Origin of the sequence: Sphingopyxis solisilvae (assembly GCF_015475875.1) — a bacterium.
GTDB classification, from domain to species: Bacteria; Pseudomonadota; Alphaproteobacteria; order Sphingomonadales; family Sphingomonadaceae; genus Sphingopyxis; species Sphingopyxis solisilvae.
In genome coordinates, this window is record NZ_JADKYM010000011.1 from 42928 (window position 1) to 69130 (window position 26203).

27 protein-coding genes are annotated in these 26203 nt (G+C 66.0%); 17 read left to right on the forward strand and 10 right to left on the reverse strand.

The features are described 5' to 3' along the window. The first annotated feature begins 7 nt into the window (after positions 1-7). Positions 8-430 carry a DUF2497 domain-containing protein gene (locus IR187_RS09645; protein ID WP_194954395.1) on the forward strand — a complete coding sequence of 141 codons (423 nt, stop codon included), beginning with the start codon at positions 8-10 and terminating at the stop codon, positions 428-430. A gap of 41 nt (positions 431-471) precedes the next feature. Here the strand turns inward: IR187_RS09645 and nudC are convergent, their stop codons facing one another. The 3 genes from nudC to IR187_RS09660 are packed head-to-tail and all read right to left on the reverse strand — an operon-like array spanning position 472 to position 3664. Beyond that, positions 472-1341, reverse strand: a complete 870-nt coding sequence (gene nudC, locus IR187_RS09650) for an NAD(+) diphosphatase (protein ID WP_194954396.1) — start codon at positions 1339-1341, stop codon at positions 472-474. Next, on the reverse strand, positions 1341-2627 hold the full coding sequence (locus IR187_RS09655; RefSeq protein WP_194954397.1) for a serine hydrolase domain-containing protein: 1287 nt from the start codon (positions 2625-2627) through the stop codon (positions 1341-1343). The genes nudC and IR187_RS09655 overlap by 1 nt, the downstream gene beginning before the upstream one ends. Further along, positions 2624-3664 carry an A/G-specific adenine glycosylase gene (locus IR187_RS09660; RefSeq protein WP_324187678.1) on the reverse strand — a complete coding sequence of 347 codons (1041 nt, stop codon included), beginning with the start codon at positions 3662-3664 and terminating at the stop codon, positions 2624-2626. The genes IR187_RS09655 and IR187_RS09660 overlap by 4 nt, the downstream gene beginning before the upstream one ends. Positions 3665-3690: 26 nt before the next feature. Here IR187_RS09660 and IR187_RS09665 point away from each other — a divergent pair, with 26 nt between their 5' ends. The 6 genes from IR187_RS09665 to IR187_RS09690 all read left to right on the forward strand — a co-directional run bounded on the left by IR187_RS09665 (position 3691) and on the right by IR187_RS09690 (position 10084). Then, the gene (locus tag IR187_RS09665) at positions 3691-4263 is read left to right on the forward strand and encodes a DUF721 domain-containing protein (RefSeq protein ID WP_228765715.1); all 573 of its coding nucleotides are present in this window, start codon (positions 3691-3693) and stop codon (positions 4261-4263) included. Between the two features lie 17 nt (positions 4264-4280). Then, the gene (locus tag IR187_RS09670) at positions 4281-4997 is read left to right on the forward strand and encodes a thioredoxin domain-containing protein (RefSeq protein WP_194954399.1); all 717 of its coding nucleotides are present in this window, start codon (positions 4281-4283) and stop codon (positions 4995-4997) included. 36 nt (positions 4998-5033) lie between these two features. Then, a complete protein-coding gene (locus IR187_RS09675) occupies positions 5034-5774 on the forward strand; it encodes a thioredoxin domain-containing protein (RefSeq protein ID WP_194954400.1) in 741 nt (246 codons plus the stop codon). A gap of 256 nt (positions 5775-6030) precedes the next feature. Further along, the gene (smc, locus tag IR187_RS09680) at positions 6031-9474 is read left to right on the forward strand and encodes a chromosome segregation protein SMC (RefSeq protein WP_194954401.1); all 3444 of its coding nucleotides are present in this window, start codon (positions 6031-6033) and stop codon (positions 9472-9474) included. A 96-nt stretch (positions 9475-9570) separates the two neighbouring features. After that, positions 9571-9843: a BrnT family toxin gene (locus IR187_RS09685; RefSeq protein ID WP_194954402.1), complete on the forward strand. Its 273-nt coding sequence runs from the start codon at positions 9571-9573 to the stop codon at positions 9841-9843. Then, the gene (locus IR187_RS09690; protein WP_194954403.1) at positions 9803-10084 is read left to right on the forward strand and encodes a BrnA antitoxin family protein; all 282 of its coding nucleotides are present in this window, start codon (positions 9803-9805) and stop codon (positions 10082-10084) included. Before IR187_RS09685 ends, IR187_RS09690 begins: the two co-directional genes overlap by 41 nt. Here IR187_RS09690 and ubiA read toward each other — a convergent pair. From ubiA to IR187_RS09710, 4 genes are all read right to left on the reverse strand, one after another. Then, positions 10081-10989: a 4-hydroxybenzoate octaprenyltransferase gene (ubiA, locus tag IR187_RS09695; protein ID WP_194954404.1), complete on the reverse strand. Its 909-nt coding sequence runs from the start codon at positions 10987-10989 to the stop codon at positions 10081-10083. The genes IR187_RS09690 and ubiA overlap by 4 nt on opposite strands. 65 nt (positions 10990-11054) lie before the next feature. Further along, on the reverse strand, positions 11055-11726 hold the full coding sequence (locus tag IR187_RS09700; protein ID WP_194954405.1) for a TadE/TadG family type IV pilus assembly protein: 672 nt from the start codon (positions 11724-11726) through the stop codon (positions 11055-11057). Next, positions 11723-12316: a TadE/TadG family type IV pilus assembly protein gene (locus tag IR187_RS09705; protein WP_194954406.1), complete on the reverse strand. Its 594-nt coding sequence runs from the start codon at positions 12314-12316 to the stop codon at positions 11723-11725. Before IR187_RS09705 ends, IR187_RS09700 begins: the two co-directional genes overlap by 4 nt. Beyond that, a complete protein-coding gene (locus IR187_RS09710) occupies positions 12313-14334 on the reverse strand; it encodes a TadE/TadG family type IV pilus assembly protein (protein WP_194954407.1) in 2022 nt (673 codons plus the stop codon). The genes IR187_RS09705 and IR187_RS09710 overlap by 4 nt, the downstream gene beginning before the upstream one ends. Before the next feature lie 202 nt (positions 14335-14536). On the opposite strand from IR187_RS09710, the gene IR187_RS09715 reads away from it, so the two are divergent. From IR187_RS09715 to IR187_RS09725, 3 genes are all read left to right on the forward strand, one after another. Then, entirely contained in the window at positions 14537-15286 is a 750-nt protein-coding gene (locus IR187_RS09715) for a 16S rRNA (uracil(1498)-N(3))-methyltransferase (protein ID WP_194954408.1), read from the forward strand. 102 nt (positions 15287-15388) lie between these two features. Beyond that, a complete protein-coding gene (locus IR187_RS16785) occupies positions 15389-17386 on the forward strand; it encodes a choice-of-anchor X domain-containing protein (RefSeq protein WP_228765717.1) in 1998 nt (665 codons plus the stop codon). 82 nt (positions 17387-17468) lie between these two features. Further along, complete coding sequence (locus IR187_RS09725) at positions 17469-18842, forward strand: glutamate--cysteine ligase (protein WP_194954409.1); 1374 nt, start codon at positions 17469-17471, stop codon at positions 18840-18842. Here the strand turns inward: IR187_RS09725 and IR187_RS09730 are convergent. After that, positions 18839-20191: a methyltransferase family protein gene (locus tag IR187_RS09730; protein WP_228765731.1), complete on the reverse strand. Its 1353-nt coding sequence runs from the start codon at positions 20189-20191 to the stop codon at positions 18839-18841. The genes IR187_RS09725 and IR187_RS09730 overlap by 4 nt on opposite strands. Before the next feature lie 286 nt (positions 20192-20477). On the opposite strand from IR187_RS09730, the gene IR187_RS09735 reads away from it, so the two are divergent. From IR187_RS09735 to IR187_RS09745, 3 genes are read left to right on the forward strand one after another with little or no spacing between them, the layout of a single operon-like run. Beyond that, positions 20478-21683, forward strand: coding sequence for a M23 family metallopeptidase (locus IR187_RS09735; RefSeq protein WP_194954411.1), 1206 nt, complete (start codon positions 20478-20480; stop codon positions 21681-21683). A 1-nt stretch (position 21684) separates the two neighbouring features. Then, entirely contained in the window at positions 21685-22083 is a 399-nt protein-coding gene (locus IR187_RS09740; RefSeq protein WP_194954412.1) for a bactofilin family protein, read from the forward strand. 22 nt (positions 22084-22105) lie between these two features. Next, on the forward strand, positions 22106-22327 hold the full coding sequence (locus IR187_RS09745) for a hypervirulence associated TUDOR domain-containing protein (RefSeq protein ID WP_194954413.1): 222 nt from the start codon (positions 22106-22108) through the stop codon (positions 22325-22327). On the opposite strand, the gene IR187_RS09750 is transcribed toward IR187_RS09745, so the two are convergent. Beyond that, a complete protein-coding gene (locus IR187_RS09750; RefSeq protein ID WP_324187679.1) occupies positions 22314-22616 on the reverse strand; it encodes a DUF1905 domain-containing protein in 303 nt (100 codons plus the stop codon). The two genes, IR187_RS09745 and IR187_RS09750, sit on opposite strands and share 14 nt — an antisense overlap. A 5-nt stretch (positions 22617-22621) precedes the next feature. Then, a complete protein-coding gene (locus tag IR187_RS09755) occupies positions 22622-24130 on the reverse strand; it encodes a YifB family Mg chelatase-like AAA ATPase (RefSeq protein ID WP_194954415.1) in 1509 nt (502 codons plus the stop codon). 177 nt (positions 24131-24307) lie between these two features. Between IR187_RS09755 and IR187_RS09760 the strand changes: the two genes are divergently transcribed. The 4 genes from IR187_RS09760 (at position 24308) to IR187_RS09775 (ending at position 26178) form a co-directional block, all read left to right on the forward strand. Beyond that, positions 24308-25009, forward strand: a complete 702-nt coding sequence (locus IR187_RS09760; RefSeq protein ID WP_194954416.1) for a TetR/AcrR family transcriptional regulator — start codon at positions 24308-24310, stop codon at positions 25007-25009. A gap of 70 nt (positions 25010-25079) precedes the next feature. Further along, positions 25080-25517: a VOC family protein gene (locus IR187_RS09765; protein ID WP_194954417.1), complete on the forward strand. Its 438-nt coding sequence runs from the start codon at positions 25080-25082 to the stop codon at positions 25515-25517. Between the two features lie 24 nt (positions 25518-25541). Then, a complete protein-coding gene (locus IR187_RS09770; RefSeq protein WP_194954418.1) occupies positions 25542-25955 on the forward strand; it encodes a DoxX family protein in 414 nt (137 codons plus the stop codon). A gap of 4 nt (positions 25956-25959) precedes the next feature. Beyond that, positions 25960-26178, forward strand: a complete 219-nt coding sequence (locus IR187_RS09775; protein ID WP_194954419.1) for a DUF4287 domain-containing protein — start codon at positions 25960-25962, stop codon at positions 26176-26178. The last annotated feature ends 25 nt before the right edge of the window (positions 26179-26203 follow it).

The following is a 26203-nucleotide window of genomic DNA, read 5'->3' on the forward strand; positions in this document are numbered from 1 at the left end:
TTGTGTGATGGGCGACATGTCGCGGGAACCGTCGATGGAAGATATCTTGTCGTCGATCAGGCGCGTCATCGCTCGCGACGAAGCGCCGGGCGCCGCGCGCGAGGTGCGGGTGCCGGAAGCCGACGACATTCTCGACCTGCAGGACGAAGAAGACCAGACCGTCGCCGGCGATGCCGAAACCGACGAACTGGTTTCCGAAGCCAGCGCCGATGCTGCGCGCCAGTCGCTTGAAGCCTTGTCGGCGGCGATTGCACCTGCCACCGCCTCCGCCGCGGCGGCATCCCCGCCGACCGGCGGCCGTACGATGGAGGATGTCGTGCTCGACGCGTTGCGGCCGATGCTGAAAGACTGGCTCGACACCAACCTGCCGCCGCTGGTCGAGGCGATGGTCGCAAAGGAAATCAGCCGGATTACCGGACGGCGGATCTGATCCCGCCTGCTCCCCGCGGCTGCGCCGCGGAGCGAATCGACCTACTGCGCCCAATCCTCAAGCAGATGCCGGGCGATCGCCAGCGACGGTGGCGCCAGAAACGGCGCCCCCATGTCGCCCGCGAGTGCGGCGCGCACTTCCGTCTTGTCCACCCACATCGCCGCTTCGATCTCGGTCGTATCGAGCAAAAGCGCGGGGTCGGTCGTGACGGCGCGGCAACCGATCATCAGCGATGAGGGGAAGGGCCAGGGCTGGCTCGCCACGTAAGTGACGTCGGTCACGCGGATGCCTGCTTCCTCGAACAGTTCGCGCGCCACCGCCTCTTCCAGCGATTCGCCGGGCTCGACAAATCCCGCCAGCGCGGAAAAGAAACCGGGCGGGAAACCGCCCTGGCGGCCGACCAGCACCCGCCCGTCGCATTCGGCGAGCATGATGACGACGGGGTCGACACGCGGAAAATGTTCCGCGTTGCAGTTGCCGCATTTGCGACCCCAGCCGCCGCGGAACAGGTCGGTCGGCGCCCCGCACACGGCGCAGAAACGATGCCGCGCGTGCCAGTCGACCAGACTGCGTGCGCCGCCGTAGAGCGCCGCCTCTTCCGCCGACAGCATGGGCAGCAGCCGCATCACGGTGCGCGAGCGTGCATCGACCCGCGCACCGACCGGCGCCTCGCGGACGAAATGCGGCACCCCCGCGTCGTCGATGCCGAGCAGCATCAGCGCACGGTCGTCGTCGGGGTCGATCGGTTCCCAGGACAGCCCGCCGCCCTCGCCCGGAACACAATCGATCCCGTCGAGCACCAGACAGCGGGCGCGCGGGTCGACCGCCGCCGCGGCAAAGCGCGCCGGGTCGGTGCGCAGCTGGTCGGCGCGGTCGAGCCGCGCGCCGGTAAAGCCGAGCGGCAGCGCCATCAGGTCATGACGTCCTTGAAAAAGGTTTCGCCGAACTTTTCCTGAAACGGCAGCGCAGTGGTGGGCATATATTGCGCATAGGCCGCGGCGCGATAGCCCAGCCCGCGATGAACGAAACCGATCGTCCCTGCCGCGCCGGCCCAGCCGAAAATGCCTTCGCCGCCGGGCGACCCCGGCAGCGATACCCGTCCGCCCGCGCCAAATCCCTGCCCGTCGATAAAAGTACCTTTGCGGTCGACGCGGTCATCGATCATGTTCGACATCGCAAGGCGGGCGGTCTCCGTTTTCATGACCCGCACCCCGCCCGTTTCGCCTTCGCCGAGCAGCATGGCGAGGAAACGGTCATAGTCGCGGGCGCTCGACACCAGCCCGCCGCCACCGAACGGATAGGGCGGCGGATCGAGATAGATCGAGCTGGTTGCAGGATCGAAAGGGATCAATGCGCCGCCATAAGGCGCATAATTGCTGGTAAAGCGGCCGACATCCTTTGCGGCGACCATGAAGCTGGTGCTGGCCATGCCCAGCGGATCGAACAGCCGCGCCTTCAGGAACGCGTCGAACGGCTGGCCCGATACGACCTCGATCACGCGGCCCAGCAGGTCGAGACTGATCGAATAGCTCCATTTGGTGCCAGGCTCATAGACCAGCGGCAGCGCCGCGAGCCGGTCGGCCATCGCCGCCAGACTGGGCGCCGCCGTCACCGGCGCCATGCCCGGAATCGGCAGGCGGCTTGCCTGACCGCCGACGATACCCGCATCATCATACGCCTTTTTGATCGGGCCTTTCTGGATGATGTTATAGCCAAGCCCCGCCGTATGCGTCAGCAGGTGGCGCACGGTGATCGCAGTCTTGGCGGGGCGCAGGTCGGTGATCGAACCGTCGGGTGTATTCTGGACCTTCATGTTCGCAAAGGCGGGCAGGAAATCGGCGATCGGCTGATCGAGCTTCATCTTGCCGTCTTCGATCAGCAGCATCGCGGCGATCCCGGTGACCGGCTTGGTCATCGAATAGAGCCGCCACAAGGTATCGGGACCGACTGGCACCGGATCGCCCAGCGATTGCACCCCGGCGCCGAAAAATTCCGCCGGCGCTTGCCCCTTGCCGATCGCTGCGAGGGTTCCGGCAAGTTCGCGGCGGTCGATGAAACCTTTTATGAAGGCGTGGGTCGCGGGATAAAGCTGTGCCCCGCTTTCCTTCCATGCAAAGGCCGCGCGCGGCAGCAGCGCGGCACTTCCGCCCAGCGCCAGACCGCCGAGCAGCGCGCGGCGCGAAACCATCATGTTCATGCGTGTCTCTCCAGCATCTTGTCGGTCAGTTTGCGATAGAGCGTCGGCAGCCCCGCCGCGTCAAGCTTCGAGATCGGCCACCATTCGCCTTCCGCTGCGGCAAGCGGGATTTCTCCCCGGACCAAAATCAGCGTCAGGTCGAAATGGGTAAAGCTGTGATCGACTTGCACGATGCCCGAGTCGGCGGGGGGCGCATCGGTCCAGTCGCCGCCGGGCAATGCGCGCATTCCGCCGAGCATCCCTTTGCCGGGACGGCGGACAAGCCAGACCCGGCCCTCGCGTTCGATCCAGTGCGCCAGCCCGTGACGATGCGGCTTGGCCTTCTTTGGCGGTTTGACCGGCAGCCGTTCGATGTCGGATCGTCCGCGCGACCGGCAGCCATCGGACAGCGGGCAGGTCGCGCAGGCTGGTGCTCGCGGCGTACAGATCGTCGAGCCAAGATCCATCAGTGCCTGCGCAAAATCGCCGGGGCGGCCCCGCGGCACCAGTGACGCCAGCGCCGCGCGAACTTCGCGCTTCGCCGTCGGCAGCGGGGTTTCGATCAGCCGGTGGCGCGTGACCACCCGCTCGACATTCGCGTCGACCACGACCGTCGGGCGCCCGAACGCAATCGCCGCGACCGACGCCGCCGTATAGTCGCCGATCCCCGGCAGCGCGCGCAGCGCCGCTTCGGTGTCGGGGAAGCATCCGCCATGATCGGCAACAACCGCGCGGGCGCAGGCGAGGAGGTTGCGGGCGCGGGCGTAATAGCCCAGCCCGGCCCACGCGGCCATGACATCGGCATCGTCAGCCGCCGCCAGATCGCCAACCGTCGGCCAGCGTTCGGTAAACCGCGCAAAATAGCCCGCGACCGCCGCGACCGTCGTCTGTTGCAGCATGACCTCGGCCAGCCAGATACGATAGGGATCGGGTGCCGCGTCGCTGCCCGGCGCGATCCGCCACGGCAGCACCCGCGCCGCGCGATCGTACCACGCCAGCAGGCGTGGCGCGAAGTCGCTCGCTATATCATCGTCGCTGGCAGAAGTCTGGACGCTCACCCCCCGCCTATGGCATGGCCCCCGCGATGACGAAAGACAGCGGCGACAGCGCGCCCGCCAAAAAGGCGAAGGCTAAGCCGGGGGCAAAAAAGCCCAAGCCGCCTGTGCGCACCTACGAACGGCCGCGCGGCGGCGAAGCGCGGATGATTTCCGACCTCGTTCCCGAAATCGGCCGCGCCGCCTTTCGCAAATTTGGCTTCATCCAGTCGTCGGTGGTCAGCCGCTGGCGCGAAATCGTTGGCGACCGCCTCGCCGATGTCACCCAGCCGGCGATGATCCGCTTTCCCGTCGGCGCCAAGGCTGGCGGCACGCTGCACCTGACGATCAGCGGCGCGCACGCGCCGATGCTCCAGCATGTCGCCCCCGACATCATCGCGGCGGTCAACCGCTTCTTTGGCTATGCCGCGGTGGCGCAAGTCCGCATGACGCATGGCGAGGTTACACCCGCGGCGCCCGTTCAGCCGCCGGCCATGCTGAAACCCGTACCCGCCGAGCTGGGAGACAGTTTGCGCGACATCGGCGACCCGGAACTGCGCACCGTGCTCGAACGCATGGCGGCAGGCCTGGCCGCCGCGCCCAAATTGCCCCGCATCAGTTGAAGAAAGATTGGCCGCCGATGTCCGCATTTGACGATTCCCCGCTTGACCGCCGCACCGCCGTGCTCGCGCTGTCGGGCGCCGCGCTGACCCTGATCGCCGCGACGCCGGCCAAACCGGCATTATGGTCGTCGACGGTGTCGACAAGCTCGATCGGCGCCCATGTCGTCGGCAATCCGGCGGCGAAGGTCCGCCTCGTCGAATATTTCAGCTACACTTGCGGCGTCTGTGCCGAATTCGCGAAGTTGGGCGCCCCGCCGCTGAAAACCCAATATATCGACCGCGGGCTGGTGCTGTTCGAATATCGCAACCTCGTTCGCGATCCGGTCGACATGACCGCGGCGCTGCTCGCGCGCTGCGGCGGCCCGGCCGCCTTTGCGCGCAACCATCAGGCGATTTTTGCCGCTTTTGACACCTGGATGGCCAAGGTGAAGGCGGTCACCGACGCGCAGGCAACCAGCTGGTACGAAGGCTCCACCGGGCAACGCGCCCGCAAAATCGCGACCGACACCGGGCTGGGCGCGCTGATGCGCGCGCGGGGTTACACGCAGGCGCAGCTCGACGCCGCGCTCGACAGCGAGGTCGCGCAGGCCGAACTGACCGGCATGACCAACATCGCCCGCGGCGCCGACCGGGTGACCGCAACGCCGACGTTCTTCGTCAACGGGCGCAATGCCGAAGTCACCGCCTGGCCCGCGCTCAAATCGAAACTCGACCAGGCGCTCAAGGCGGCCTAAAAGGCCCGCCATCATCTGTCCGGAGACCATCACATCATGAACGCATCGCTTCGTATCGCCCTTCTCTCCTCGCTTGGTGCGCTGGCGCTGGCCGGTTGCGGCGGCGGTGCCGGCGACCCCGCGAAGGAACAGGATGTCGTGGCCAAGGTCGCCCCGCCGGCGGGCAAAAGCTGGTCGCAGGTCGTCAGCTTCGACGGCGACGGGGTGGTGATGGGGAACCCCGAAGCCCCGATCAAGATTGAGGAGTTCGGCGCCTTCACCTGCGGTCACTGCGCGCAATTCGCCAAGGATTCGCACGAGGAGCTGAAACGCGATTTCGTCGATACCGGCCGCGTGTCGTACAAGCTGACGCCCTTCATGCTGCATCCAATCGATGCGATCGCGGGCGCCATCACCAAATGCACGGGGACCGAGCGCTTCTTCCCGCTCGCCGATGCGACCTTCATCGAGCATGAAGCCTTCATCGCCGGCGCGCAAAAGCCGCAGCCGGGGATCGAGGCGGCGATGCAATTGCCGCCCGAGCAGCGCTTTGTCGCGCTCGCCAAGGGCTGGGGCATCGATCAATTCTATCAGCAGCGCGGTGTGCCTGCCGCGACGATCCAGGCGTGCCTGAGCAAGGTCGATAATGTCGCGGCGATCGAAAAGGGGACCAACGCCGGCGTCGAAAAATACAAGATTACCGGCACACCGACCTTTGTCATCAACGGTCAGGTGGTTCAGGGCATCAACACCTGGGGCCCGCTGCGCGACCGCCTGCGCACGATGGGCGCGCGCTGACGCTAATGATCCTCCCTGCCGCGAAGCGGTGGGGAGGGGGACCGCCGCCGCAGGCGGTGGTGGAGGGGCCGGGACGATTGGGCCATGGCCCCTCCGTCAGCGCTTCGCGCTGCCACCTCCCCATGGCTTCGCCACAGGGAGGATCAATATCTGCCCCTTGCGACTCCCCCCGCCGCGCGGCATGACGGCGGACAGGGGGATATGTGACAGCAGCGTTGCAACATCCGCGATTCGATGATCTGCACGGGACGTTCCTGTGCAGATAAAACGCCTGCGCCTGACCGGTTTCAAAAGCTTCGTCGAACCCACCGAACTGCGCATCGAGCCCGGGCTGACCGGCGTCGTCGGTCCCAACGGCTGCGGCAAGTCGAACCTGCTCGAAGCGATCCGCTGGGTGATGGGCGAATCCAGCCCCAAGTCGATGCGCGGCGGCGGGATGGAAGATGTCATCTTTGCCGGCACCGCGTCGCGCCCGGCGCGCGATTTTGCCGAGGTTGCCCTGCACTGCGACACCGAAGGTGCCCTCGTCGCGGGCTTGTCGGATGGCGGCGACGGCGATGATCTGGAGGTTATCCGGCGGATCGAGCGCGGCACCGGCAGCGCCTATCGCGCCAACGGTCGGGATGTCCGCGCCAAGGACGTCGCGCTGATCTTTGCCGACGCCGCAACCGGCGCGCACAGTCCAGCGCTGGTCAGCCAGGGCAAGATCGCCAATGTCATCGCCGCCAAGCCGACTGACCGGCGCGCGATGCTGGAGGAAGCCGCGGGGATCGCCGGATTGCATGTGCGCCGCAAGGATGCCGAACAGAAATTGCGCGCGACCGAAACCAATCTGACGCGGCTGTCCGAAATCACCGCCGACATGGAGGTGCGCGCCAATGCGCTGCGGCGACAGGCGCGTGCAGCGGAGAAGTACAAGAAGCTGAGCGACGAGATCCGCATCGCCGAGGGGCGGCTGATCTACGCACGCTGGCGCGATGCCGCCGCCGCCGCCGATCAGGCGCGCCGCGACAGCGATGCCGCCGAGGCGGCGGTGAAGACCGCGCAGCACGAACTGGAAACCGTCTCCGCCGCGCAGACCGAGGTCGCCGCCCGCGTCGCCACCGCGCGGCACGATGCACAGACGCAGCGCGATGCGCTGGCCGAGGCCACGGCGACTCAGGTCCGGTTGCAGGGCGAGGAGCGCGCCGCGCGTCAACGCCTCGACGATCTCGCGGCGCAGCAGCGGCGCATCGCCGATGACCGCGCGCATGAAGGCGAACTGGCGCGTGAGGCGCATGGCGCGCTGACCGCGCTTGACGCCGAAAGCAAGACGCTAACGCAGGACATTGCCGCGCATGATGCGGGCAAGGCGGCGCTGTCTGAAGCGAACCTGGCCGCACAAGCGCGCCTCCGAGATGCAGAGGTCGCGCTGGCGCAGGCGCGCGCAAAAGCGGCGAGCGAGGCCGCCGATCGGCGGATCGCGATATCGGCCCGCGACAGCGCCGAAGCGGCCGTCCGCCGGATCGCCGCCGACAAGGCGCGCGTCGATGCGGAGATTGCGGCACTGGGCGACAGCGCCGCGCTGGCAGCGCGCTATGCCGATAGCGTAAAGGCCGCCGAAGCCGCCGAAGCGGCGATCGCCGCCGCCGAAACCGCGCTGGAAAGTGCCGAGACGGACCGCGAGGCAACCGCGGCGGATCTCGCAAGCATCGAAGCAGGACTGGCCGAAGCGCGCACCGCGCTCGCAGCGCTCGACGGCGAGGCGGCAACCCTCGAACGCGCGCTCGCCGCCGGACGCCGCGACGAAGCGCGCATCCTCGACCAGCTGCGCGTTGCGCCGGGTTATGAAGCCGCGCTCGCAGCCGCGCTGGGTGACGATCTCGACGCGGGGACCGACAGAGAGGCCGCGCGCAGCTGGGGCACCGCCGATCCCGGCAAGGATGACCCTGCGCTGCCCGCCGGCACTCAGTCGCTGGCCGGCTTCGTCACGGCGCCCGCCGCGCTGGCGCGTCGCCTTGCGCAAGTCGCAGTTGCCGACAATGACGGCGGACAGCCCCTGGCCGTCGGACAGCGGCTTGTCACGACCGATGGCGTGATGCGCCGCTGGGACGGTTTTGTCGCGCGCGGCGATGGCGCCACCGCGACCGAGCGACTGCAACGCCAGAACCGCCTTGACGCGCTGGCCGCACAGCGTCCGCAGGTCGAACTGGGCGTGCAGGAGCTACGCGACCGCCGCGACATGGCCGCCGCCAAGGCTGCGGAGCTGACCGAAACCGCCGCTGCTGCGCGGAAAGCATTGGCGCAGGCGGACGAAGATCGTCGCACCGCGCTGCGCGCCGCCGATCAGGCACAGGCGGCGCTCGACCGGCATCGCGACGCCGCGGCGCTGTTCGACCGGCGGCTCGCCGAGATTGCCGCAGCGGCCACCGAAGCCACCGAAGCGCTGGCAGCACAGGAAGCCGCGCTCGCCGCGCTGCCCGACGACGGCATCGCCCGCGCGGCGCTCGACGCCGAGGAGCAAGCCGCCGAACGCGCCCGCAGCGACGCCAATGAGGCCCGCGACGCCCTGATCGCGCACGAACGCTCGCTCGCCGCACTTAGCGAGCGGCAAGCGGTCGTGACCGCAGAGATCAAGAGCTGGAAAGCGCGCGCGGGCGAGGCGGCGCGGCGCGTGACCGAAATGGACAAGCGCGCCGACACACTCGCCGCCGAAGCCGAAAAGCTCGCCGACGCCCCTGCCCGGCTCGCCGAACAGCGCGGCGCGGCGGAAGAACAACAGGTGGCTCTGCGCGACAAAGTTGCCGACGCCGAGGCGCAGGAGCGCGCCGCCGAAGCCGCGCTGCGCGAGGCCGAAACGGCGCTGAACGCGATCCGCGAGCGCGTCGCGGCCGCGCGCGAAACCCGCGCCGGGGCGATCGCGCGCTCCGAAAATGCCGAGCTGCGGCGGGTGGAGATGGGCCGCCTGTCGGGCGAACGCTTCGAATGCCCGCCGCCGTTGCTACCGCAAAAGGCGGGGTTCGATGGTGAAAGCGTGTCCGAGGCGACCCAGGAATCGGCGCAGCACGACCGGCTGATCGCCGACCGCGAGCGGCTCGGCCCGGTCAATCTGGTCGCCGCCGACGAACTGGTCGAACTCGACACCGAACGCGAAAAAAGCGCCGCCGAGATCGAGGAACTGACGCAGGCGGTCCACCGGCTGCGCGGATCGATCGGCAATCTCAACCGCGAGGGCCGCGTCCGTCTGCTCGCGGCGTTCGAGACCGTCAACGGCCATTTCCAGCGGCTGTTCACCACCCTGTTCGACGGCGGTCAGGCGCATCTCGAGCTCGTCGATTCGGACGACCCGCTGGAGGCGGGGCTGGAGATCATGGCGCAGCCGCCGGGCAAACGGCTCGGCACGCTCACCCTGCTGTCGGGCGGCGAGCAGGCGCTGACCGCGGTCGCCCTGATCTTTGGCCTGTTCCTGACCAATCCGGCACCGATCTGCGTCCTCGACGAAGTCGACGCGCCGCTCGACGACGCCAATATCGAGCGCTTTTGCGACCTGCTCGACCGCATGACGCGCGAGACCAACACGCGCTATTTGATCGTCACCCACAATGCGGTGACGATGGCGCGCATGCACCGCCTGTTCGGGGTGACGATGATCGAAAAGGGCGTCAGCCGCCTAGTATCGGTCGATCTGGGCGGCGCGGAAGAGCTGCTGGCAGCGGAGTAAGATTGACAATTTTTGTAACTACATTAAATTGTCCGAGCCCACCCCAGCAATGTTCGAATCGTCTGCACTTGGCGAGCGAGATATAGGGTTGTGGCGATGAAAATTGCTTATGATGAGCAAAAGCGCCAATGGACGCTTCTGGAACGCGGTCTTGATTTCGCCGACGCCAGCAAGGTTTTTGAGGCAGATTATCTGGAGTTTCTCGACGACAGACACGATTATGGCGAGGATCGTTACATCGTCTACGGAGAACTTGACGGTCGGGCTGTCGCGATCGTCTGGACGCTACGCAACGATATCCGCCGCATCATTTCGATGAGACATGTCCATGACGAAGAACTCGAAGCCCGCCGAAAAGCCTTGGATTGATCCGGACGATGCTCCCGAATGGACGGAGGATCATTTTCGCCGCGCCGCCGTTTACGAGAATGGCAAGCTGGTCAAGCCCGCGGACGGCACATGGACCAAACCCGGTCGCCCCAAATCCGCCGATCCCAAGCAGCAGGTGACGCTGCGGCTCGACAGCATCGTCCTCGAAAAATTCCGTGCGATGGGACCGCGCTGGCAGAGCCGGATCAACGCCGAGTTGCGCAAAGCGCTGGGCCTCTAAGGCGCTGTCCCCACCACCAGCATCGCCGCGAACACCAGCAGGCCGGCGAAACGGTTGCTGCGGAACTTGGCGAGGGCGTCATGCCCGTCGGCCGGATCGAGCGTTGCGACCTGTCCGGTGAAATGCACCGCCGCGGGCAACAGCGCGACCAGCACCAGTGAGTCGGGACGCACCGCCCATAGCGCGCCCGCCCAAGCGGCCAGCGCGACGACATAGCAAAGGGCAACCCCGGTGCGCACCTGCCCCCCCATCGCGCGCGCGCTCGATTTGACCCCGACGAGCATATCGTCCTCGATATCCTGCAGCGCATAGATGGTGTCGTATCCGATCACCCATGCGATGCAGCCCGCATATAGCAGCGGCAGCGCCATACCCCCGACTCCGCCCACCGCGACCCAGGCCACCAGCGCGCCCCAGCTGAACACCAGCCCCAGCCACGCCTGCGGCCACCAGGTGATGCGTTTCATGAACGGATAGGCGGCGACCAGCAGCAGGCTGGCCAGCGCGACGATCTGCGCCGGTCGCGGCAATTGCAGCAGCACGAACAGCCCGACGAGCGATAGCAGAACCATCCAAAGCACAGCGCCCCGCACCGACACTGCACCGCTCGCCACGGGCCGCGAAGCGGTGCGGGCGACCTGCGCGTCGAGATCGCGGTCGACGATGTCGTTATAGACACAGCCCGCGCCGCGCATCGCGATCGCGCCGAGCAGCAGCCATAAAAACAGCGGCCAATGGCTGACCGCCCCGCCGCCGAGCGCCAGGCCGAACGCGCACGGCCAGAACAATAGCCACCAGCCGATCGGTCGGTCGAACCGCGCGAGCAGCGCATAGGGCCGCACCGCCGCGGGAAGCAGCGCCACAAAACCACGCAGCTGGGTGTCGGGAGGATGGGCGGCGGTCATCGGCAGCCGCCGTGTAGCAGCCGCGGCGGCGGCGATAAACGGCTATTGATCGGTCGCCCGCGCGATCAGCTGCAATTCGACACCGGTGCCGTCGGCGCGGGGTTATAGACCTGCGACAGGTCGCGCCCTTCGCGGATATTGAACGCGGCGGTCGACCGGATACGCGGGGTGCCGAACCAGGTGGCGCCGATCATCGGCCGGTAATCGTAAATGATCTCGACGAACATCACCGCGGTGCCGTCGGCGGCGGTCACTTCGGCGCCCGCCCGTCCCATGCCCGGAAAGCCGGTGCCGGTGGCGCCGGTTCCCTGCGGGCCATAGGCCGAAGTGATCGGCAAATTGCCATAGCAGCGCTGCCAGTGGATCCATTGGCCGCCATCGGCATTGCGCTCGAGGCTGGAAAGGATGATCCGGCCATTGTTGCGAAAATCCATGCCCTGCGCCTGTTGCTCGACGCCGACAAAAACTTCGTTGATGTCCACTTCGCGAACGCGCGGCAGCGACAGATTGCTGCCGAATGCGATGCGCGAGGCGTTGTCTGCGGCGCTGAGTCCGATCTGACTGACCCGGGTGTGCGTCAACGTCAGATTGGCGAGTTCGATCCCGGCAAATCCCACGAGGATCAGGAACGGGATGCAGAACGCCATTTCGATCATGACCACGGCGCCGCTGTCGCGCGCCAGGCGAACGATCCCGGTACGGATACGCCGGAGCCGATGTGCAATGCGCGCCGTCATGTGCAGATCACCTTCTTGGTCGACGTCGCCGCATTATAGGGCTGGTTGCGCAGCACGGTCGTCGCCTGGATCCGGCTGGTCGGCGACTGGCCCAGCATCTTCCACACCGGCAACACCCGCTCGATTTCGAGCGTCGCGGTATAGAGCACGACATCTTCGGCGCCGCCGTTGCCGGTTGCGCCGCGATCGGCGTCCCAGTTTGAATTGCCGTTGACGTCCTCGAAACATTCGCCCGCGTCATAGACACCGTTCTTGTTGGAATCGGTAAAGGCTTCCGGCTGACCGACCTCGCTGTAACTGTCGTAGGATTTGCGTTCGAACGTCACATCGCCGTTCTTGAACACGTTCAGAACCTTTTGGCGCACCTTGGTGTCGAGCGCCGCCTGGTTGACCGCATTGTTTTCCAGCGTCGCGTCGCGCGCAGCCTTGCTCACCGCGCCCTGCAGCACTTGTTTGCCATAGATCTGCCACGAGAAGTCGAAGATCCCCATCAGGATGAGCAGGAACAAGGGCGCCGTCAGCGCGAACTCGACGATCGCGTTGCCCTGTTCGCTGCGACGCAGGCGGCGGAGGAAGGAACGGCACATCATTGCGACAACCGCAGTTTCGAAATTTGCCGGGCGATCGCCTGGAAATTCTGGTTGAGCTGCGCCGCATTGCTCGCCTGATAGGCTTTGCCGGGGGTGGCGCAGGCATTGAGGTCGGCGTTGAGCGCCACGCCAAAGCTGACGACCCAGATCGTGACGTTCTTGGCCTTCACCTGTTCGCACAACTGCCGGAAGCGATTGTTGTGCCGCGGTGTCAAGGCCGCGTCGCAGGTTGCCACATTCCCCGTGCAGTTGCCGCCTACACGCTGCATAATCCACTCATAACCTTGAAAGGACAGGTTGCCGGTATTGGGCGCCATGTCGCCGTCGGTCATGAAGACAATGTGGCGGCTGATCGGGCGATTGTTCGGGGCGGTCGCATTTTCGTCCGCGAACATTCCGTCGGGCGAAATCAAGCGTCCGCCCCAGACCATGCCGGAATCATGATAGGTACCGCCGACGGGTTGCAGCGAGTTGATATAGCTGTTGAAGGTCGAACGGTCGCTGGCCGTCATCGACGTCAGCTTCAGCGCCGCCGCCGGACATACGCCCCAGCCGTTGCTCCAATATTTTGAATAACGCTGCCAGCGCCCGTTCGAGCCGCTGTCGGGCGTGACGTTGACGTTGCCCGAGCCATCCAGCGGATTTACCGTGATCGCGCCCGTACTCGACGGCTTGGTCCCCGGGTTGACCGCGCGCGGAAAGGCGATTTCCGGGATCAGCAGCCGCCATTTGGTATCATCGTTGCCCGTCGGTGCCGTATCGATATCCATATCGCGCGCCGAAGCGGGGGCTGTCTGGTTGGCGGCAAAACTTGTGGTTTGGCGTTCCATCACGCAGCCGCCCCAGGTCGCCGAGAAATTGGCGCCCGAATCGCCGGTATTGGTAACGATCGCCGACCCCGATTTGGCCGATGCAACGTCGAACACCCGGTCCTGATAGGTGTAGTTGGAGAAGGTCTGGACCGGCGGCTGGGTCAGTGTCGACGGCGTCGTTTGGGTATATTGCATCGTCCGGCTCTGCAAACGGCAGCTGCTGGACGTCCAAACGTAGCGATATTCGAAATAGCGATAGGCCTGCGTCAGGTTCGAGGTCGTGACGCGGTTGCCGTTGCCGTCGATATATTGACCCGTCTGCGTCGATCCCTGGCCGCCGCTTGTGGTCGGCGTAGAATTGGCCGGAGGCGTCGTCGCGGGACAGGTCGTGCTGTTCTTGCCCGAAATTGTCGTGCCGGTATCGGCCCAATTAACCACCTGGGACGCAGGCCCGTTGCTCGGAGTTCCGTTGGACGTCGTGCCTGTCCCCCAGGTTGTGGTATAGTTGGGCGTCCGTGACGGTAGCGTGACCGTGTCCGCCAGCCAGGACGGGTTCTTGGCATAAAGGATATGCCCGACGTTTGCCGCCGAGCTGTAGGGCACCACCCCGAAACGCAAACGTCCGTCGCCCAGTTCGGCGGCGGTCAGCGTATCGAAAAAGTCCATCGTCGCCGCCTTCAGCGCGACCATGCGGTTCACCGAATCGCCGGGGTTGACCGTGGTCATCGAGCCGGTGACGTCGAGCACCATCATCACGTCGGTGTTGGAAATTTCCAGTTTCGCGGCGCAATTTACCGCAAGGTCGAACTCGTCGAAGCCGAAAACCTGCATCAATGCGGTCGGCAGGTTGGCCGTTGCCGTCCCGACGACATTCGTCGTTCCTTCGGCGCGCGTTGTGAAGTTCACGTCCGAACTGCCATAGGCATTGCTGCTATAGTTCTGGCTGAACATCTTGGTGGCTTCTTGCTGCGCCGCCGTGGAATAGACCCCGCCCGCCATCGCGCGCCGTCCCGCGAGCACGCCCGCGTCGCACGCCTGTTGCAGACGCAGCTGCGCCATATAGGCGCGGCCGATATCCACACCCGATCCGATAAGACCGATAACGGGCAGCGCGGCGGCGGCGGTCAGGAACATCGCGTTGCCGCGTTTGTCGCGCAACAGCCTGTTGATGCCCCGCCGCAGGCGGCTGAAAATGGTCCCACGCATGGTCAAACCCCTCTTGGTCCAGACACGCGGCCCACTACAGATGCGTGGCTGGTATCCTCGCACTAGGGGGAAACTGCTTACCAAAACGCTAATCGGCAGCGGCGGCGGTCACGGCAGAACGGCGATTCTGGCCCACTTCGGGACAGATGCGCCAAATGGACACGGGACTGTGCAAATTTCCGTGGTCTGCTATCGACCGGTCATGCCCGCAACGCCCGCCTGGCCGCCCGCCAGCACCCCCCGCCTGTTCGTCGACCAGCCGCTGGCAAGCGGAGCGACCATCACCGTCGAGGGCGCGGCAGCACATTATCTGCTCAACGTGATGCGGCTGAAAATTGGCGCACCGATCCTGCTGTTCGACAATCGCAGCGGCGAGTGGCTGGCCACCGTTGCCGATGCCGGCCGACGCGCCTTGATCCTCGATGTCGGGCGTCAGACCCGCGCGATCGAGCAGGTGCCCGACCTGTGGCTGTGTTTTGCGCCGGTGAAAAAGGCGCGGCTCGACTGGATCATCGAAAAGGCGACCGAGTTGGGAACCGCCCGGCTGCAACCGGTCATCACCGACCGCACGATCGTCGAACGGGTCAAGCGCGAGCGGCTCGAGGCGCAGATTGTCGAGGCGTGCGAACAATGCGGGCGGACGACGCTTCCGGAGCTTGGCGAGCCGGTCAAGCTGGCGCAGCTTCTCGCCGACTGGCCGGGCGGGCGGATGCTCCTGTTTGCCGACGAAGCGGGCGGCACATCGCTGGCCTCGGTCGCCGCCGCTGCACCGGCGGCAATTCTCACCGGCCCCGAAGGCGGCTTTACCGATCGCGAGCGCGCCGTGCTGACGGACCATCCCGCGGTCCGGCGGATCGCGCTCGGCCCGCGCATCCTGCGCGCCGAAACCGCGGCGATCGCGGCGATCAGCCTGTGGATGGGGCAGCATGGCGACTGGCAGACGGCGCCCTGAACATTCGCCGGTTGCGCTCAAAGCTGTTCCGTTCCCGGACAGAAATGCCGCCAAGCGACGGATTTTAACCGCATATTAGCTATATGCGCCCATCAAGGCGCCATGCAACGGCAGGACCAGAGCCGATATTGCTGGCGTGGGGGCCAGTGGACACAGCTTTTGCGGGTGCTGATCCTGCTCGCCTGCGTTACCGTGGTGACGCCGGACTTTTCCGCACGTGCCGGGCTGGCGACGCCCGCCTGGTGGGATCCCGACGGCTATTCGACGGGACAGGACTGGCGCTACCGCGTTCCGGTCACCTTGCCCGCCGCTTCGTCGGTGAACTCGACGGCGCGTGTCGATGTCGATTTTTCCGCGCTGCTGACCCAGCTGGGCGTGTCGGGCACCCTCGACGTCAATTCGGTGCGTGTCGTGCGTCCGAACGGAACGCTCGCGGCGGTGCAGGAATATAATGATACCGTCTTTGCGGCGGCAACCGATGCCAGCGGCAATGCCCGCGGCGAGGTGCGCTGGATCGTTCAGGACGGCGGCGCGCAGACCTATTTTATCTATTTCGACATCACCGAAAACGAAACGAAGGCGGCGAATCCGCAAAACCCGATCAACGGCAATTTCGAGCGCGGCGGCACCGGCCAGATCAGTCCGACCGGATGGACGGGCACCCGGTCGAACGCCAATTACGATGCACAGGTCCGGCCGAACGAAACCGTGTCGGTCACCGACAGCGACGGATCGGGACAGACGCGCAATACCAACGGCAACGCCAACACCGGCGGTTTCTCTTACCTCCTTGGCGCCAGAACCAATTCCGAACCGGCCAGCGGCGAATCGCAAACGGTGTTGACCCGGACCATCACGGTTCCTGCCACCAATCCCGGCAACCTGACGGTGCGCTGGAAACCGCAAGGCTGGGACAGCAGCGCCAACGGCAATGCCAATTATGATTTTGTGCGGGTCGAGATCATTGGCACGGCCACGACCGAAATCGTCGGCCCGACGGCGGGCAATTATGCCACGCGGCCGTTTGCGCCCAATATGTCGGTCAACCAGGTCACGACGACCGCCCCGGGCTATGGCCAGTATAACGGCTGGGATATGGGGACCAACGGCAACCATACCGCGGGCATGACCGTGGCACTGGGCAGCGAACCCTGGTGGACGTACAACGCTTCGCTCGCCGCCTTTGCCGGCCAGACGGTGACGATCCGTTTTCGCACCCGGCACACGACGCAGTTCCGCAGCTGGGTGCTGGTCGACGATATCGAATGGTCGGTGGTCAACGCCACGTTGGGAACGCCGCAGGGTTTCGGCGCACAGGTCATTACCCCCGCCGCATCGTCCAGCTTCGCACCGGGTACGCTGTTGACGATCAGCGGCCGGTTCGATGCCCGGCCGACCGCCACGACCAATCCGGTGACCGCCAACGTCTACGACAATGGCGGAACGCTTGTCGGATCGGGCATCATCCTGTTCGACGACGGCACCCATGGCGACGCCGTCGCGGGCGACGGCATCTGGACCAACAATGGCACGGTGGCGTCCGAGCCGACCTATACCATACCGCTGGGGACACCATCGAGCAGCGGCTGGACCGTGCGCCTGTTCGGCCGCGACCGATCGACAAGTGCCGCGGGCGCGGCAAATAACGGCCTGATCCGCCGTGTCGGCCAGCCAAACCCGGCGACCGAGGCCAATTACTGGAACGTCGCCGACATGCTTTTCGCCGTCGCGGGGGCCAATCTGACCATCGCCAAAACCAGCAGCCTCGTCAGCGATCCGCTCAACGGCGCGACCAATCCGAAGGCCATTCCCGGTGCGGTCATGCGTTATTGCCTGCTGGTCAGCAACGCCGGGCCGGCAACCGCTACGGCGGTCAGCGTGGCCGACAATCTGCCCGCCACGCTCACCTTCGTTGCCGGCAGCATCCGTTCGGGCACCAGCTGTGCCGGAGCGACGACGGTGGAAGACGACGATTTTGTCGGCGCCGACGAAAGCGATCCTTTCGGCGCCGGATGGACGGGTTCGCAGCTGCTCGCGTCCGCCGCCTCGCTGGCCAATGGTGCGGCAATGGCCATTCGTTTCGACGCCACCGTCAACTGATCCCGGCAAACGGCGCGCGTTGATCGGCCACCGGTCGAACGGCCCCGATTGCATTCTATACCGGATAGTCTAAATGCGCGTCATGAGCACGCGCACCGCTTCGGACAGCCACGATCCCGTCATCGAAAACCGCGACCAGCTCGCGGCCCCCATGATCGAGGGCGAGAAGCCCAAGGACCGCTGGCGCATCGGCACCGAGCATGAAAAATTCGTCTATCGCACCGCCGATCACCGCGCCCCGTCCTATGACGAACCCGGCGGCATCCATGACCTGTTGATGGCACTCACCCGCTTCGGCTGGGAACCGGTGATCGAGGGCGGCAAGGTGATCGCGCTTTCGGGAAATGACGGCACCGTCAGCCTCGAACCCGCGGGGCAACTCGAACTCTCGGGCGCGCCGCTCGAGAATCTTCACCAGACCTGCGCCGAAACCGGCCGCCACCTGAAACAGGTGAAGGAAGTCGGCGCCGAACTCGGGCTCGGCTTCCTGGGCGTCGGCATGTGGCCCGACAAGACCCGCGACGAACTGCCGATTATGCCCAAGGGGCGCTACAAGATCATGCTCGACCATATGCCGCGCGTCGGCACCATGGGGCTCGACATGATGCTGCGCACCTGCACGATCCAGACGAACCTCGACTATTCATCCGAAGCCGACATGGTGCAGAAATTCCGCGTCAGCCTCGCGCTGCAACCGCTCGCGACCGCGCTTTTCGCCTCCTCGCCCTTCACCGAGGGGCGGCCCAACGGCTATATGTCGTACCGCAGCCATATCTGGACCGATACCGATCCCGCGCGCACCGGCATGCTGCCCTTCGTATTCGAGGACGGGTTCGGATACGACCGCTACGTCGACTATATGCTCGACGTGCCGATGTATTTCGTCTTTCGCGACGGCAAATATATCGACGCCGCCGGTCAGAGCTTCCGCGACTTCCTGAAGGGCGAGCTTCCCGCGCTCCCCGGCGAGAAACCGCGCCTTTCCGACTGGAACGATCACCTCTCGACCGCCTTTCCCGAAGTACGCCTCAAAAGCTTCCTCGAGATGCGCGGCGCCGACGGCGGCCCGTGGAACCGCATCTGCGCGCTCCCCGCCCTGTGGGTCGGCCTGCTCTATGATCAGGGCGCGCTCGACGCCGCCTGGGATCTGGTCAAAAACTGGAGCATCGAGGAACAGCAGGCGCTGCGCGACGCGGTTCCCAGCGAAGGCCTCGACGCCCCCGCCCCCGGTGGCGGGACGGTGGGACAATTGGCGCACCGGGTGCTCGACATCGTAGCGGCGGGGCTCGCCGCGCGCGGCGAAGTCAATTCGATGGGCGACAATGAAGTCGGCTTCCTCGAACCGCTCCGCCGCATCGCCAAGAGCGGCAAATCGCCGGCGCACGACCTGCTCGACCGCTACGAAGGACCGTGGAACCACGACCTGTCCAAAATCTACGACGAACTTAGTTTTTAGGCGACCGGCCCGACGCGCTCGTCGGGTTCGAGGCGGATCAGCGGGCGTTCCCGTCCGGTCAGCCGCGCGCACAGCCGCGGCACCAGCGCATTTGTCTGCGCCCAGTTCCAGTAAGCCGCATAGGCCGGATCGGCGAGCAGGTGCTTTTCCTCGGTCTTGGCGCGCCAGTAATAGACGGCGCTCACCAGCCCCAGCAGCACGACGTTGCGCGCGCCCTCGGTCCAGCCACCCGATACCGCCAGAAAGGGCATTGCGGCGACCCACCAGCTGAGGTTCTTGGCGACATAGGCGGGATGGCGCGTGAATTTATAGGGGCCGTGGGTGATGATGCCGCGGTGCGTCAGGTTGGAAAAGCGGATACCGAACGCCATCGTCGCCCAGCTGTAGATGGCGGTCAGCAGCGCCAGCACGACCGCCCAGCCGATTAGCAGCACGTCATTACCCGCCAGCCAATGCCCCCAGTCGGCGCCATGCACCTGATAGTCGAGCGGCCCGCCGCTCATCAGGATGAAGGGCGGGTAGCAGACCAGCGCCGCGACCCACGCCATGCCATAAGGGTTGGCGGTGCGGATATGCGCGTCGAGCGGTTTCAGGGTCAGGATATAGCCGACGGTCGCGATATGGACGTCGATCAGATACAGGAAATTGAGCGTCCAGATGCCGGTCATATAGGGGTTGGCGAGCACCTCGGCCATCGGCACGGTAACCAGCGCGGAGAAGTTCCCCGGCACGATCGACAGCATGAAGGCAGTGAAAAACCCCTTCACCGCCCAGGCGCGCAGATGATGACCGATCGCACGGCCGTCGACTGGCTGGCCCGGCGCGATCAGCCAGCGACCGAACTGGTAACAGCCGTCGCGCGGCTCGACCATCCGCCGGTCGAGCCACAGCATATAGGGGATCGAAACCAGCAGCAGCCACGGGGCAACGCGGATCAGCAGCTCCATCGAAAAGGCATATTGGCCCGTCCAGTAATAGCGCATCGTCGCATAGATCAGCGCGATCAGCCCCCAGGTCGCCCAGAGTCCGGCCAGCTTGGTCAGGCTGATATCGACCGTCTCGCGCCACGGTCGCCGCTGCGCCCAGTCGATCCCGGTCGACGGATTGCGATGCACCTTGTCGACCAGCACCGACCATAAAACCATCGGCACCCCGCACGCCAGGACGCTGGCGATGGCCGAATTGGGGCCGCTCATCGGTCCGCGGGTGCCCCAGTCGATGCCCAGCAAGGCGGCGATGTCGGGCGCATAGCGCGCCAGCAACAAATATCCGACGAGTCCTGCCAGCCCGACAAAACCCACACCGGCGCTCACCGCCGAGCGCGGCCGCGCCGCACCGGTCGGCGGCAGGTCGTCGTTAGCCGTCGGGGGACTGGCAAAAGGGGATTTGGCGATGTCGTTCACCGGCTTGGCCCTAGCAAAATTTGGTAAGCAAGCCGTCAATATAATTTGCCGATTCGCGGCGAATTTTCCCGCCAAATTGGCGGTGTTCCACGCCTCTGACACCGTTCACCGCGCACGCCTTTCGACTCGGCGCGAGTCGGCGTGCAAAGATTCGCTCCCTGCCGACCCTCCTGTTAAGGCGCCCATCAATCGGGGCGGAGGGCTCCACAGAACAACAAGATGGGGTCGCCACTTGTCATCGAAAATCGCGGGTCTGCGCCATTGGCGCCAGCGCCTTTCTGCGCTGTTTCAGGACCATGAAATTTTCATCCGCACGCATGGCCATGTCCGGTTTCTGCGAATCAGCGCCGTCTGGCAAAAGCGCGTCGCGCTGATTGCCGGGGTCGTGTTGCTCGCCTGGGCCGCAACGACGCTCGCCGTGCTCGTCAACCAGCTGCTGACCGCCGACGAGCGCGCCGCGGTCGCCCGGCAACAGGCGGCGGCGCTGGCATCGGAAAAGCGCATCGCGCAATATCGCGACCGCGTCGCCGAAACCGCCGCCGATCTGGAAGAGCGGCAGGCGCTGCTCGAAGGCATCGCCGAAACCCACTTCGGCATCGATCCGGCGGCGATCGCGGCGGAGCCCGTCGGCGCCGCGGACCAGCCCGCCGCCGCGACCGAACCGCTGAAAACCAGCGCGGTCGATCCCCGCCTGCCCCCCGAAGCGCAGGCGCTCGCCCGGCTTGAAGCGCGGCAGGAGCAATTTGCCGGTCGCCTGCTCGCCGCGGTCAATCTGCGCGCCAACAATGCGGAGGAGGCCGTCGCGAAGCTTGGCCTCAATCCCGCTGCGCTGGTCCGCAGCGCCGCGACCGGTCGCGGTGGTCCGCTGATCCCTTACAAGGGCAAAATGGGCAAGGCAAAGGCGCTGGGCGAATCGTTCGCCGCGCTGGAAGGCGCGCTGTTCCGTATGGAAGTGCTCGAACGCACCCTTGTCGCCGTTCCGTCGGGCAACCCCGCCAATGTGCTGATGATGTCGTCGGGCTTCGGTTATCGCCGCGACCCGTTTACCGGCGGCGCCGCAATGCACTCGGGCCTCGATTTCCGCGGCCCGATCGGCACCCCGATCCTGGCCGCCGCGCCCGGTCGAATCAGCTTTGTTGGATCGAAGTCGGGCTATGGCAACACGGTCGAAATCGATCATGGCCAGGGCATGATGACCCGCTACGCTCACTTGTCGGGCTATACGACGAAGGTTGGCGCAGAAGTCACCGCAGGCGAACAGATCGCCAAGATGGGCTCGACCGGTCGTTCGACCGGCAGCCACCTGCATTTTGAAGTTCATTTGAACGGCGTTGCGGTCAATCCGCGCCGCTTTCTGGAGGCCAAAGCCGATGTTCTCGAAGTCAAAGCAGACGCCCGACAGCGAGTCGGCGCCATCACTGCCCGCGGTGCCCGCTAAAATGGCAACCGGCGCGCGTCACACGACCTTTTCGATCCTGGGATCGGACGTGGTCGTCACCGGCAATGTCGCCGCGAGCGTCGACCTGCACGTCGACGGCAAGATCGACGGCGATCTGAAATGCGCCAATCTGGTCCAGGGCGAGGCAAGCGAGATCAAGGGCGCCGTCACCGCCGAAACCGCCAAGATCGCAGGTCTGCTCGACGGTTCGATCGAGGCCAAGACGCTGATCGTCCACGCCACCGCGCGGATCACCGGCGACGTAACCTACGAAACGATCACGATCGAGAATGGCGGCAAGGTCGACGGCAAGCTGTCGCACCGCCGCCACGGCGCGATGGCCGCCAAAGCGCCGCCGCCGCTGGAAGTCGTCGAAAACAAGTCGGCGCTGGGCATCTGACCCTGCGGCGCGCCGCGATCGCATGACCGCGCACCAATTTAACATCGACGCCCATGTCCACTGGGCATGGGGCCGTGGCGAAGGCCATGGCCGGATTGCCCAACGCTTTGAAACCCGTGTCGAGCGCATCATCAAGGGCGCGCGCATCGTCCGCAACGGATCGCCCGCGAACCCCGCTTATCTGATCGAGATGATTGACGGGCGTCAGGTGTTGAAGCTGGGTAGCGAACTCAGCGGCGACTGACACGCCCGATCCGCATCGTCACCGCGACCCGGTCGCCCAGCCCGACTCCCTCAGCGCGCTGCACCGCAACCTTCACCGGCAGCATATAGGTATCGCCGCGCCGGAACAGCGAGGTGGCGAATATGGTCGCGCCGATTTGCGCCGTGACCGGCACCATGCCCCAGCCGTAGCTCGCTTCGCGCGCCGCATAGTGAACCTCGCCGACCAGTTCGCCGGGCAGCGCGACGAACAGATAGGGCGCCGGGCCGCGCCATTCGATGATCTCGGCCACGAAATCGACGCTGGTCACGTCGGTCAATTGCGCGGCGCCTGACGACGGTAACTCAGCGCTTCGGCGATATGGATGCGCCCGACGGCTTCGGCGCCCGCGAGGTCGGCGATCGTCCGCGCTACCCGCAATATCCGCGTATAACCGCGCGCCGACAGCCGCATCGCCTCCGCCGCCTGCGCGAGCAATTTGCGTCCGGCCTCGTCGGGGGTCGCGACCGCCTCCATCAGTTCGCCGTCGATTTCGGCGTTAGTGCGCGCCTTGTGATCGGCGTAGCGCGCGGTCTGGCGCGCCCGTGCCGCCGCGACGCGCGCCGCGACCTCGGCGCTACCCTCGGCGGGTGGAGGCAGCACGAGGTCGACAGCGCTGACCGCCTGCACCTCAACATGCAGGTCGATGCGGTCGAGCAATGGCCCCGAGACCTTGGCCTGATAATCGGCGGCGCAGCGCGGCGCGCGGCTGCATGCGAGCGCGGGGTCGCCGAGATGGCCGCAGCGGCACGGATTCATCGCGGCGACCATCTGCACCCGCGCCGGAAAGGTCACATGCGCGTTGGCGCGCGCGACGCTGACCTCGCCCGTCTCCAGCGGCTGGCGCAAGGAATCGAGCACGGTGCGCTGAAATTCGGGCAATTCGTCGAGGAACAATACGCCGAGGTGCGCGAGGCTGACTTCGCCGGGGCGGACGCGCAGCCCGCCACCGACAAGCGCGGGCATCGACGCGCTGTGGTGCGGGCTACGGAACGGGCGCGCGCGGATCAACCGTCCGCCCTCGAGCCCGCCCGCGACCGAGGCGATCATCGACACTTCGAGCGCTTCGCCGGGATCGAGGTCGGGCAATATGCCCGGCAGGCACGCCGCCATCAGCGACTTGCCCGCCCCCGGCGGCCCGACCATCAACAGATTATGCCCGCCTGCCGCCGCGATTTCGAGCGCGCGCTTGGCGACTTCCTGTCCCTTGACCTGCGCGAGGTCGGCCATGCGCCGCGGCGGCTCGGCCTCGCCCGGGCGCGGCGGCGGGAGCAGCGCATTGCCCTTGAAATGGTTGAGCAGCGAGAGGAGGTCGGGCGCCGCGAGTACCTCGACATTGCCCGCCCATGCCGCCTCCGGCCCCTGCGCGACGGGGCAGATCAGCCCGCGGTCCTGGCTGCCCGCGTGGAGCGCGGCGAGCAGCACGCCGGGCGAGGCGGCAACGCGGCCGTCGAGGCCGAGTTCGCCAACCACGACGTAGGAGGACAGCGTTTCGGGATCGACAACCCCCATCGCGCCGAGCAGCGCGAGCGCGATCGGCAGGTCGTAATGCGAGCCTTCCTTGGGCAGGTCGGCGGGCGACAGATTGACCGTGATGACCTTGGGCGGCAGCGCGAGGCCGATCGCGGCGATCGCGGCGCGGACACGCTCGCGGCTTTCGCCGACCGCCTTGTCGGGCAGGCCGACGACGACGAAGCGCGGCAGGCCGGGGGTGATCTGGCACTGCACTTCGACCCCGCGCGCCTCGAGCCCCAGATAGGCGACGGTGGAAACGATCGCGACCATCAATGTCCCCTGTTTGTTCTCGCGCCTTGTGGCGGGAAAGTGCGGCGAGGTCGAGTCGTTTTTGGTGCCGGATTGGAAGTTGACGAAAAGCCGGCCCCCGCGAAGGCGGCGGTGCCGCGCAGCGTGCAGACAATTTCGTATTTGACAACATACCAACTGGTCGGTATGTTGATTCGCATGACGAGCAAACAGCCCTCTCCTGAGTCCCAAGCACTCCCCGCAGCCGCCGCCCGCGCAGTCCCCCAGGCGGGCGGCGGCACCCCGGCGGAGCGCGCGCCGCGCGGCCGTGCGCGCGCGGCGTTGATCGAGGCGGCGCACGCGACGGTGCGCAAACAGGGCTATGCCGCGACGACCGTCGACCAGATCTGCGCCGCCGCCGGGGTCACCAAGGGCGCCTTCTTTCATCACTTCGCGTCGAAGGAGGCGCTGGCGGTCGCCGCGGCCGAGGCGTGGACCGAGCGTGCGCGGCCGATGTTCGAAATGCCGCCGCACACCAAATTGGACGACCCGCTCGCGCGCCTGCTCGGCCATATCGATTTCCGCTTTTCCATGCTCGACGGCCCGGTCGAGGAGTTCACCTGTTTCGTCGGCACGATGGTGCAGGAAGCCTTTGCGACGAGCGAACCGATCCGCGCCGCGTGCGAGGCGAGCATCAACGCCTATTGCGCGGCGCTGACCCCCGATATCGAGGCGACGATGGCGCGCTATGGCGCCCCCGAAGATGTCACCGCGCTCGGTTTGGCGCAGCATATCCAGGCGGTGCTGCAGGGCAGTTTCATCCTCGCCAAAACGACGAACGACCCGGCGATTGCGCGCGAAAGCGTCACCCACCTGAAGCGTTATATCGGCATGTTGTTCGCACCGCCCGGCGCACAATGACGCAGCAGGTAATTGCCCCGGCGGCGCCCCCGCGCTGACTATCCCGATCCCACCCCCAAGGAGAGAAACGATGCCCCAGATGATTTTTGTGAACCTGCCGGTGACCGACCTTGCCCGGTCGCGGGCCTTTTATGAAGCGGTCGGCGCGGTCAACAACCCCGCCTTCACCGACGACACCGCCGCCTGCATGGTGGTTCAGGAAGGGTCGATCCACGTCATGCTGCTGACGCATGAAAAATGGGCGACGTTTACGTCGAAGGCGATCCCCGACGCGCACACCACCGCGCAGGTGCTGCTCTGCGTATCCGCCGACAGCCGCGCCGAAGTGGACGCGCAAGTGGCCAAGGCGACCGCCGCGGGCGGCAAAGCCGACCCGACCCCGACGCAGGAATATGGCGACTTCATGTACGGCCGCAGCTTCGAGGACCCCGACGGCCACATCTGGGAAGTGATGTGGATGGACCCCGCCGCGATCCCCGCCGGCGAACCCGCCGAAGCCACCGCCTGACCCCCGGTACGAAGGAGAGAGGCGATGACCGATGGCATCCCCACCAAAGGCCAGTTGCTGGCAGGCCGCATCTTGAGCGGACTGGTCATCGCCTTTCTGCTCTTCGACGCCGGGCTGAAGCTGGTCGCGCCGCAGTTCGCGATCGACAACAGCCCGCCCAATCTGGGCTGGCCCGCCGAGATCGGCACCATGTACCTGCTTGCCGTGCTGCTGCTGATCCCGACGCTGCTCCATATCTGGCCGCGCACCAGCATCCTCGGCGCGATCCTGATCACCGGTTATCTGGGGGGTGCGATCGCGACGCAGGTCCGCGTCGGCAACCCGCTGTTCAGCCACATGTTGTTCGGCGTCTATCTGGGCGTGATGATGTGGGGTGGACTGTGGCTGCGCGATCCGCGGCTCCGCGCGCTGATCCCGCTTCGGTCGGCGGAGGGCTGAACCGATGTCCTTCCAGTCGTACCTCGACAACATTGAATCCAAAACGGGCCAGTCGCCGGACGATTTGCAGGCACAAGCGATGCAAAAGGGGTTGGCCGATGCGACGGGATTGGCGCCCGGCGTCAAAGCCGGTGCGGTGATCGACTGGCTGAAGGCCGATTACGGGCTGGGCCACGGCCACGCCATGTCGATCGTCGCCTATTTCAAAGGCAAACGAAGCTAGGCTTCGTCAAACTATAGAGGATCAT

What these genes read in the sequence shown, in the direction of transcription:
- IR187_RS09645 (WP_194954395.1), top strand. Translation starts at nt 8, where the DNA reads ATGGGCGACATGTCGCGGGAACCGTCGATGGAAGATATCTTGTCGTCG.
- nudC (WP_194954396.1), bottom strand. Translation starts at nt 1,341, where the DNA reads ATGGCGCTGCCGCTCGGCTTTACCGGCGCGCGGCTCGACCGCGCCGAC.
- IR187_RS09655 (WP_194954397.1), bottom strand. Translation starts at nt 2,627, where the DNA reads ATGAACATGATGGTTTCGCGCCGCGCGCTGCTCGGCGGTCTGGCGCTG.
- IR187_RS09665 (WP_228765715.1), top strand. Translation starts at nt 3,691, where the DNA reads ATGACGAAAGACAGCGGCGACAGCGCGCCCGCCAAAAAGGCGAAGGCT.
- IR187_RS09670 (WP_194954399.1), top strand. Translation starts at nt 4,281, where the DNA reads ATGTCCGCATTTGACGATTCCCCGCTTGACCGCCGCACCGCCGTGCTC.
- IR187_RS09675 (WP_194954400.1), top strand. Translation starts at nt 5,034, where the DNA reads ATGAACGCATCGCTTCGTATCGCCCTTCTCTCCTCGCTTGGTGCGCTG.
- IR187_RS09685 (WP_194954402.1), top strand. Translation starts at nt 9,571, where the DNA reads ATGAAAATTGCTTATGATGAGCAAAAGCGCCAATGGACGCTTCTGGAA.
- IR187_RS09690 (WP_194954403.1), top strand. Translation starts at nt 9,803, where the DNA reads ATGACGAAGAACTCGAAGCCCGCCGAAAAGCCTTGGATTGATCCGGAC.
- ubiA (WP_194954404.1), bottom strand. Translation starts at nt 10,989, where the DNA reads ATGACCGCCGCCCATCCTCCCGACACCCAGCTGCGTGGTTTTGTGGCG.
- IR187_RS09700 (WP_194954405.1), bottom strand. Translation starts at nt 11,726, where the DNA reads ATGACGGCGCGCATTGCACATCGGCTCCGGCGTATCCGTACCGGGATC.
- IR187_RS09705 (WP_194954406.1), bottom strand. Translation starts at nt 12,316, where the DNA reads ATGATGTGCCGTTCCTTCCTCCGCCGCCTGCGTCGCAGCGAACAGGGC.
- IR187_RS09710 (WP_194954407.1), bottom strand. Translation starts at nt 14,334, where the DNA reads ATGCGTGGGACCATTTTCAGCCGCCTGCGGCGGGGCATCAACAGGCTG.
- IR187_RS09715 (WP_194954408.1), top strand. Translation starts at nt 14,537, where the DNA reads ATGCCCGCAACGCCCGCCTGGCCGCCCGCCAGCACCCCCCGCCTGTTC.
- IR187_RS16785 (WP_228765717.1), top strand. Translation starts at nt 15,389, where the DNA reads ATGCAACGGCAGGACCAGAGCCGATATTGCTGGCGTGGGGGCCAGTGG.
- IR187_RS09725 (WP_194954409.1), top strand. Translation starts at nt 17,469, where the DNA reads ATGAGCACGCGCACCGCTTCGGACAGCCACGATCCCGTCATCGAAAAC.
- IR187_RS09740 (WP_194954412.1), top strand. Translation starts at nt 21,685, where the DNA reads ATGGCAACCGGCGCGCGTCACACGACCTTTTCGATCCTGGGATCGGAC.
- IR187_RS09745 (WP_194954413.1), top strand. Translation starts at nt 22,106, where the DNA reads ATGACCGCGCACCAATTTAACATCGACGCCCATGTCCACTGGGCATGG.
- IR187_RS09755 (WP_194954415.1), bottom strand. Translation starts at nt 24,130, where the DNA reads ATGGTCGCGATCGTTTCCACCGTCGCCTATCTGGGGCTCGAGGCGCGC.
- IR187_RS09760 (WP_194954416.1), top strand. Translation starts at nt 24,308, where the DNA reads ATGACGAGCAAACAGCCCTCTCCTGAGTCCCAAGCACTCCCCGCAGCC.
- IR187_RS09765 (WP_194954417.1), top strand. Translation starts at nt 25,080, where the DNA reads ATGCCCCAGATGATTTTTGTGAACCTGCCGGTGACCGACCTTGCCCGG.
- IR187_RS09770 (WP_194954418.1), top strand. Translation starts at nt 25,542, where the DNA reads ATGACCGATGGCATCCCCACCAAAGGCCAGTTGCTGGCAGGCCGCATC.
- IR187_RS09775 (WP_194954419.1), top strand. Translation starts at nt 25,960, where the DNA reads ATGTCCTTCCAGTCGTACCTCGACAACATTGAATCCAAAACGGGCCAG.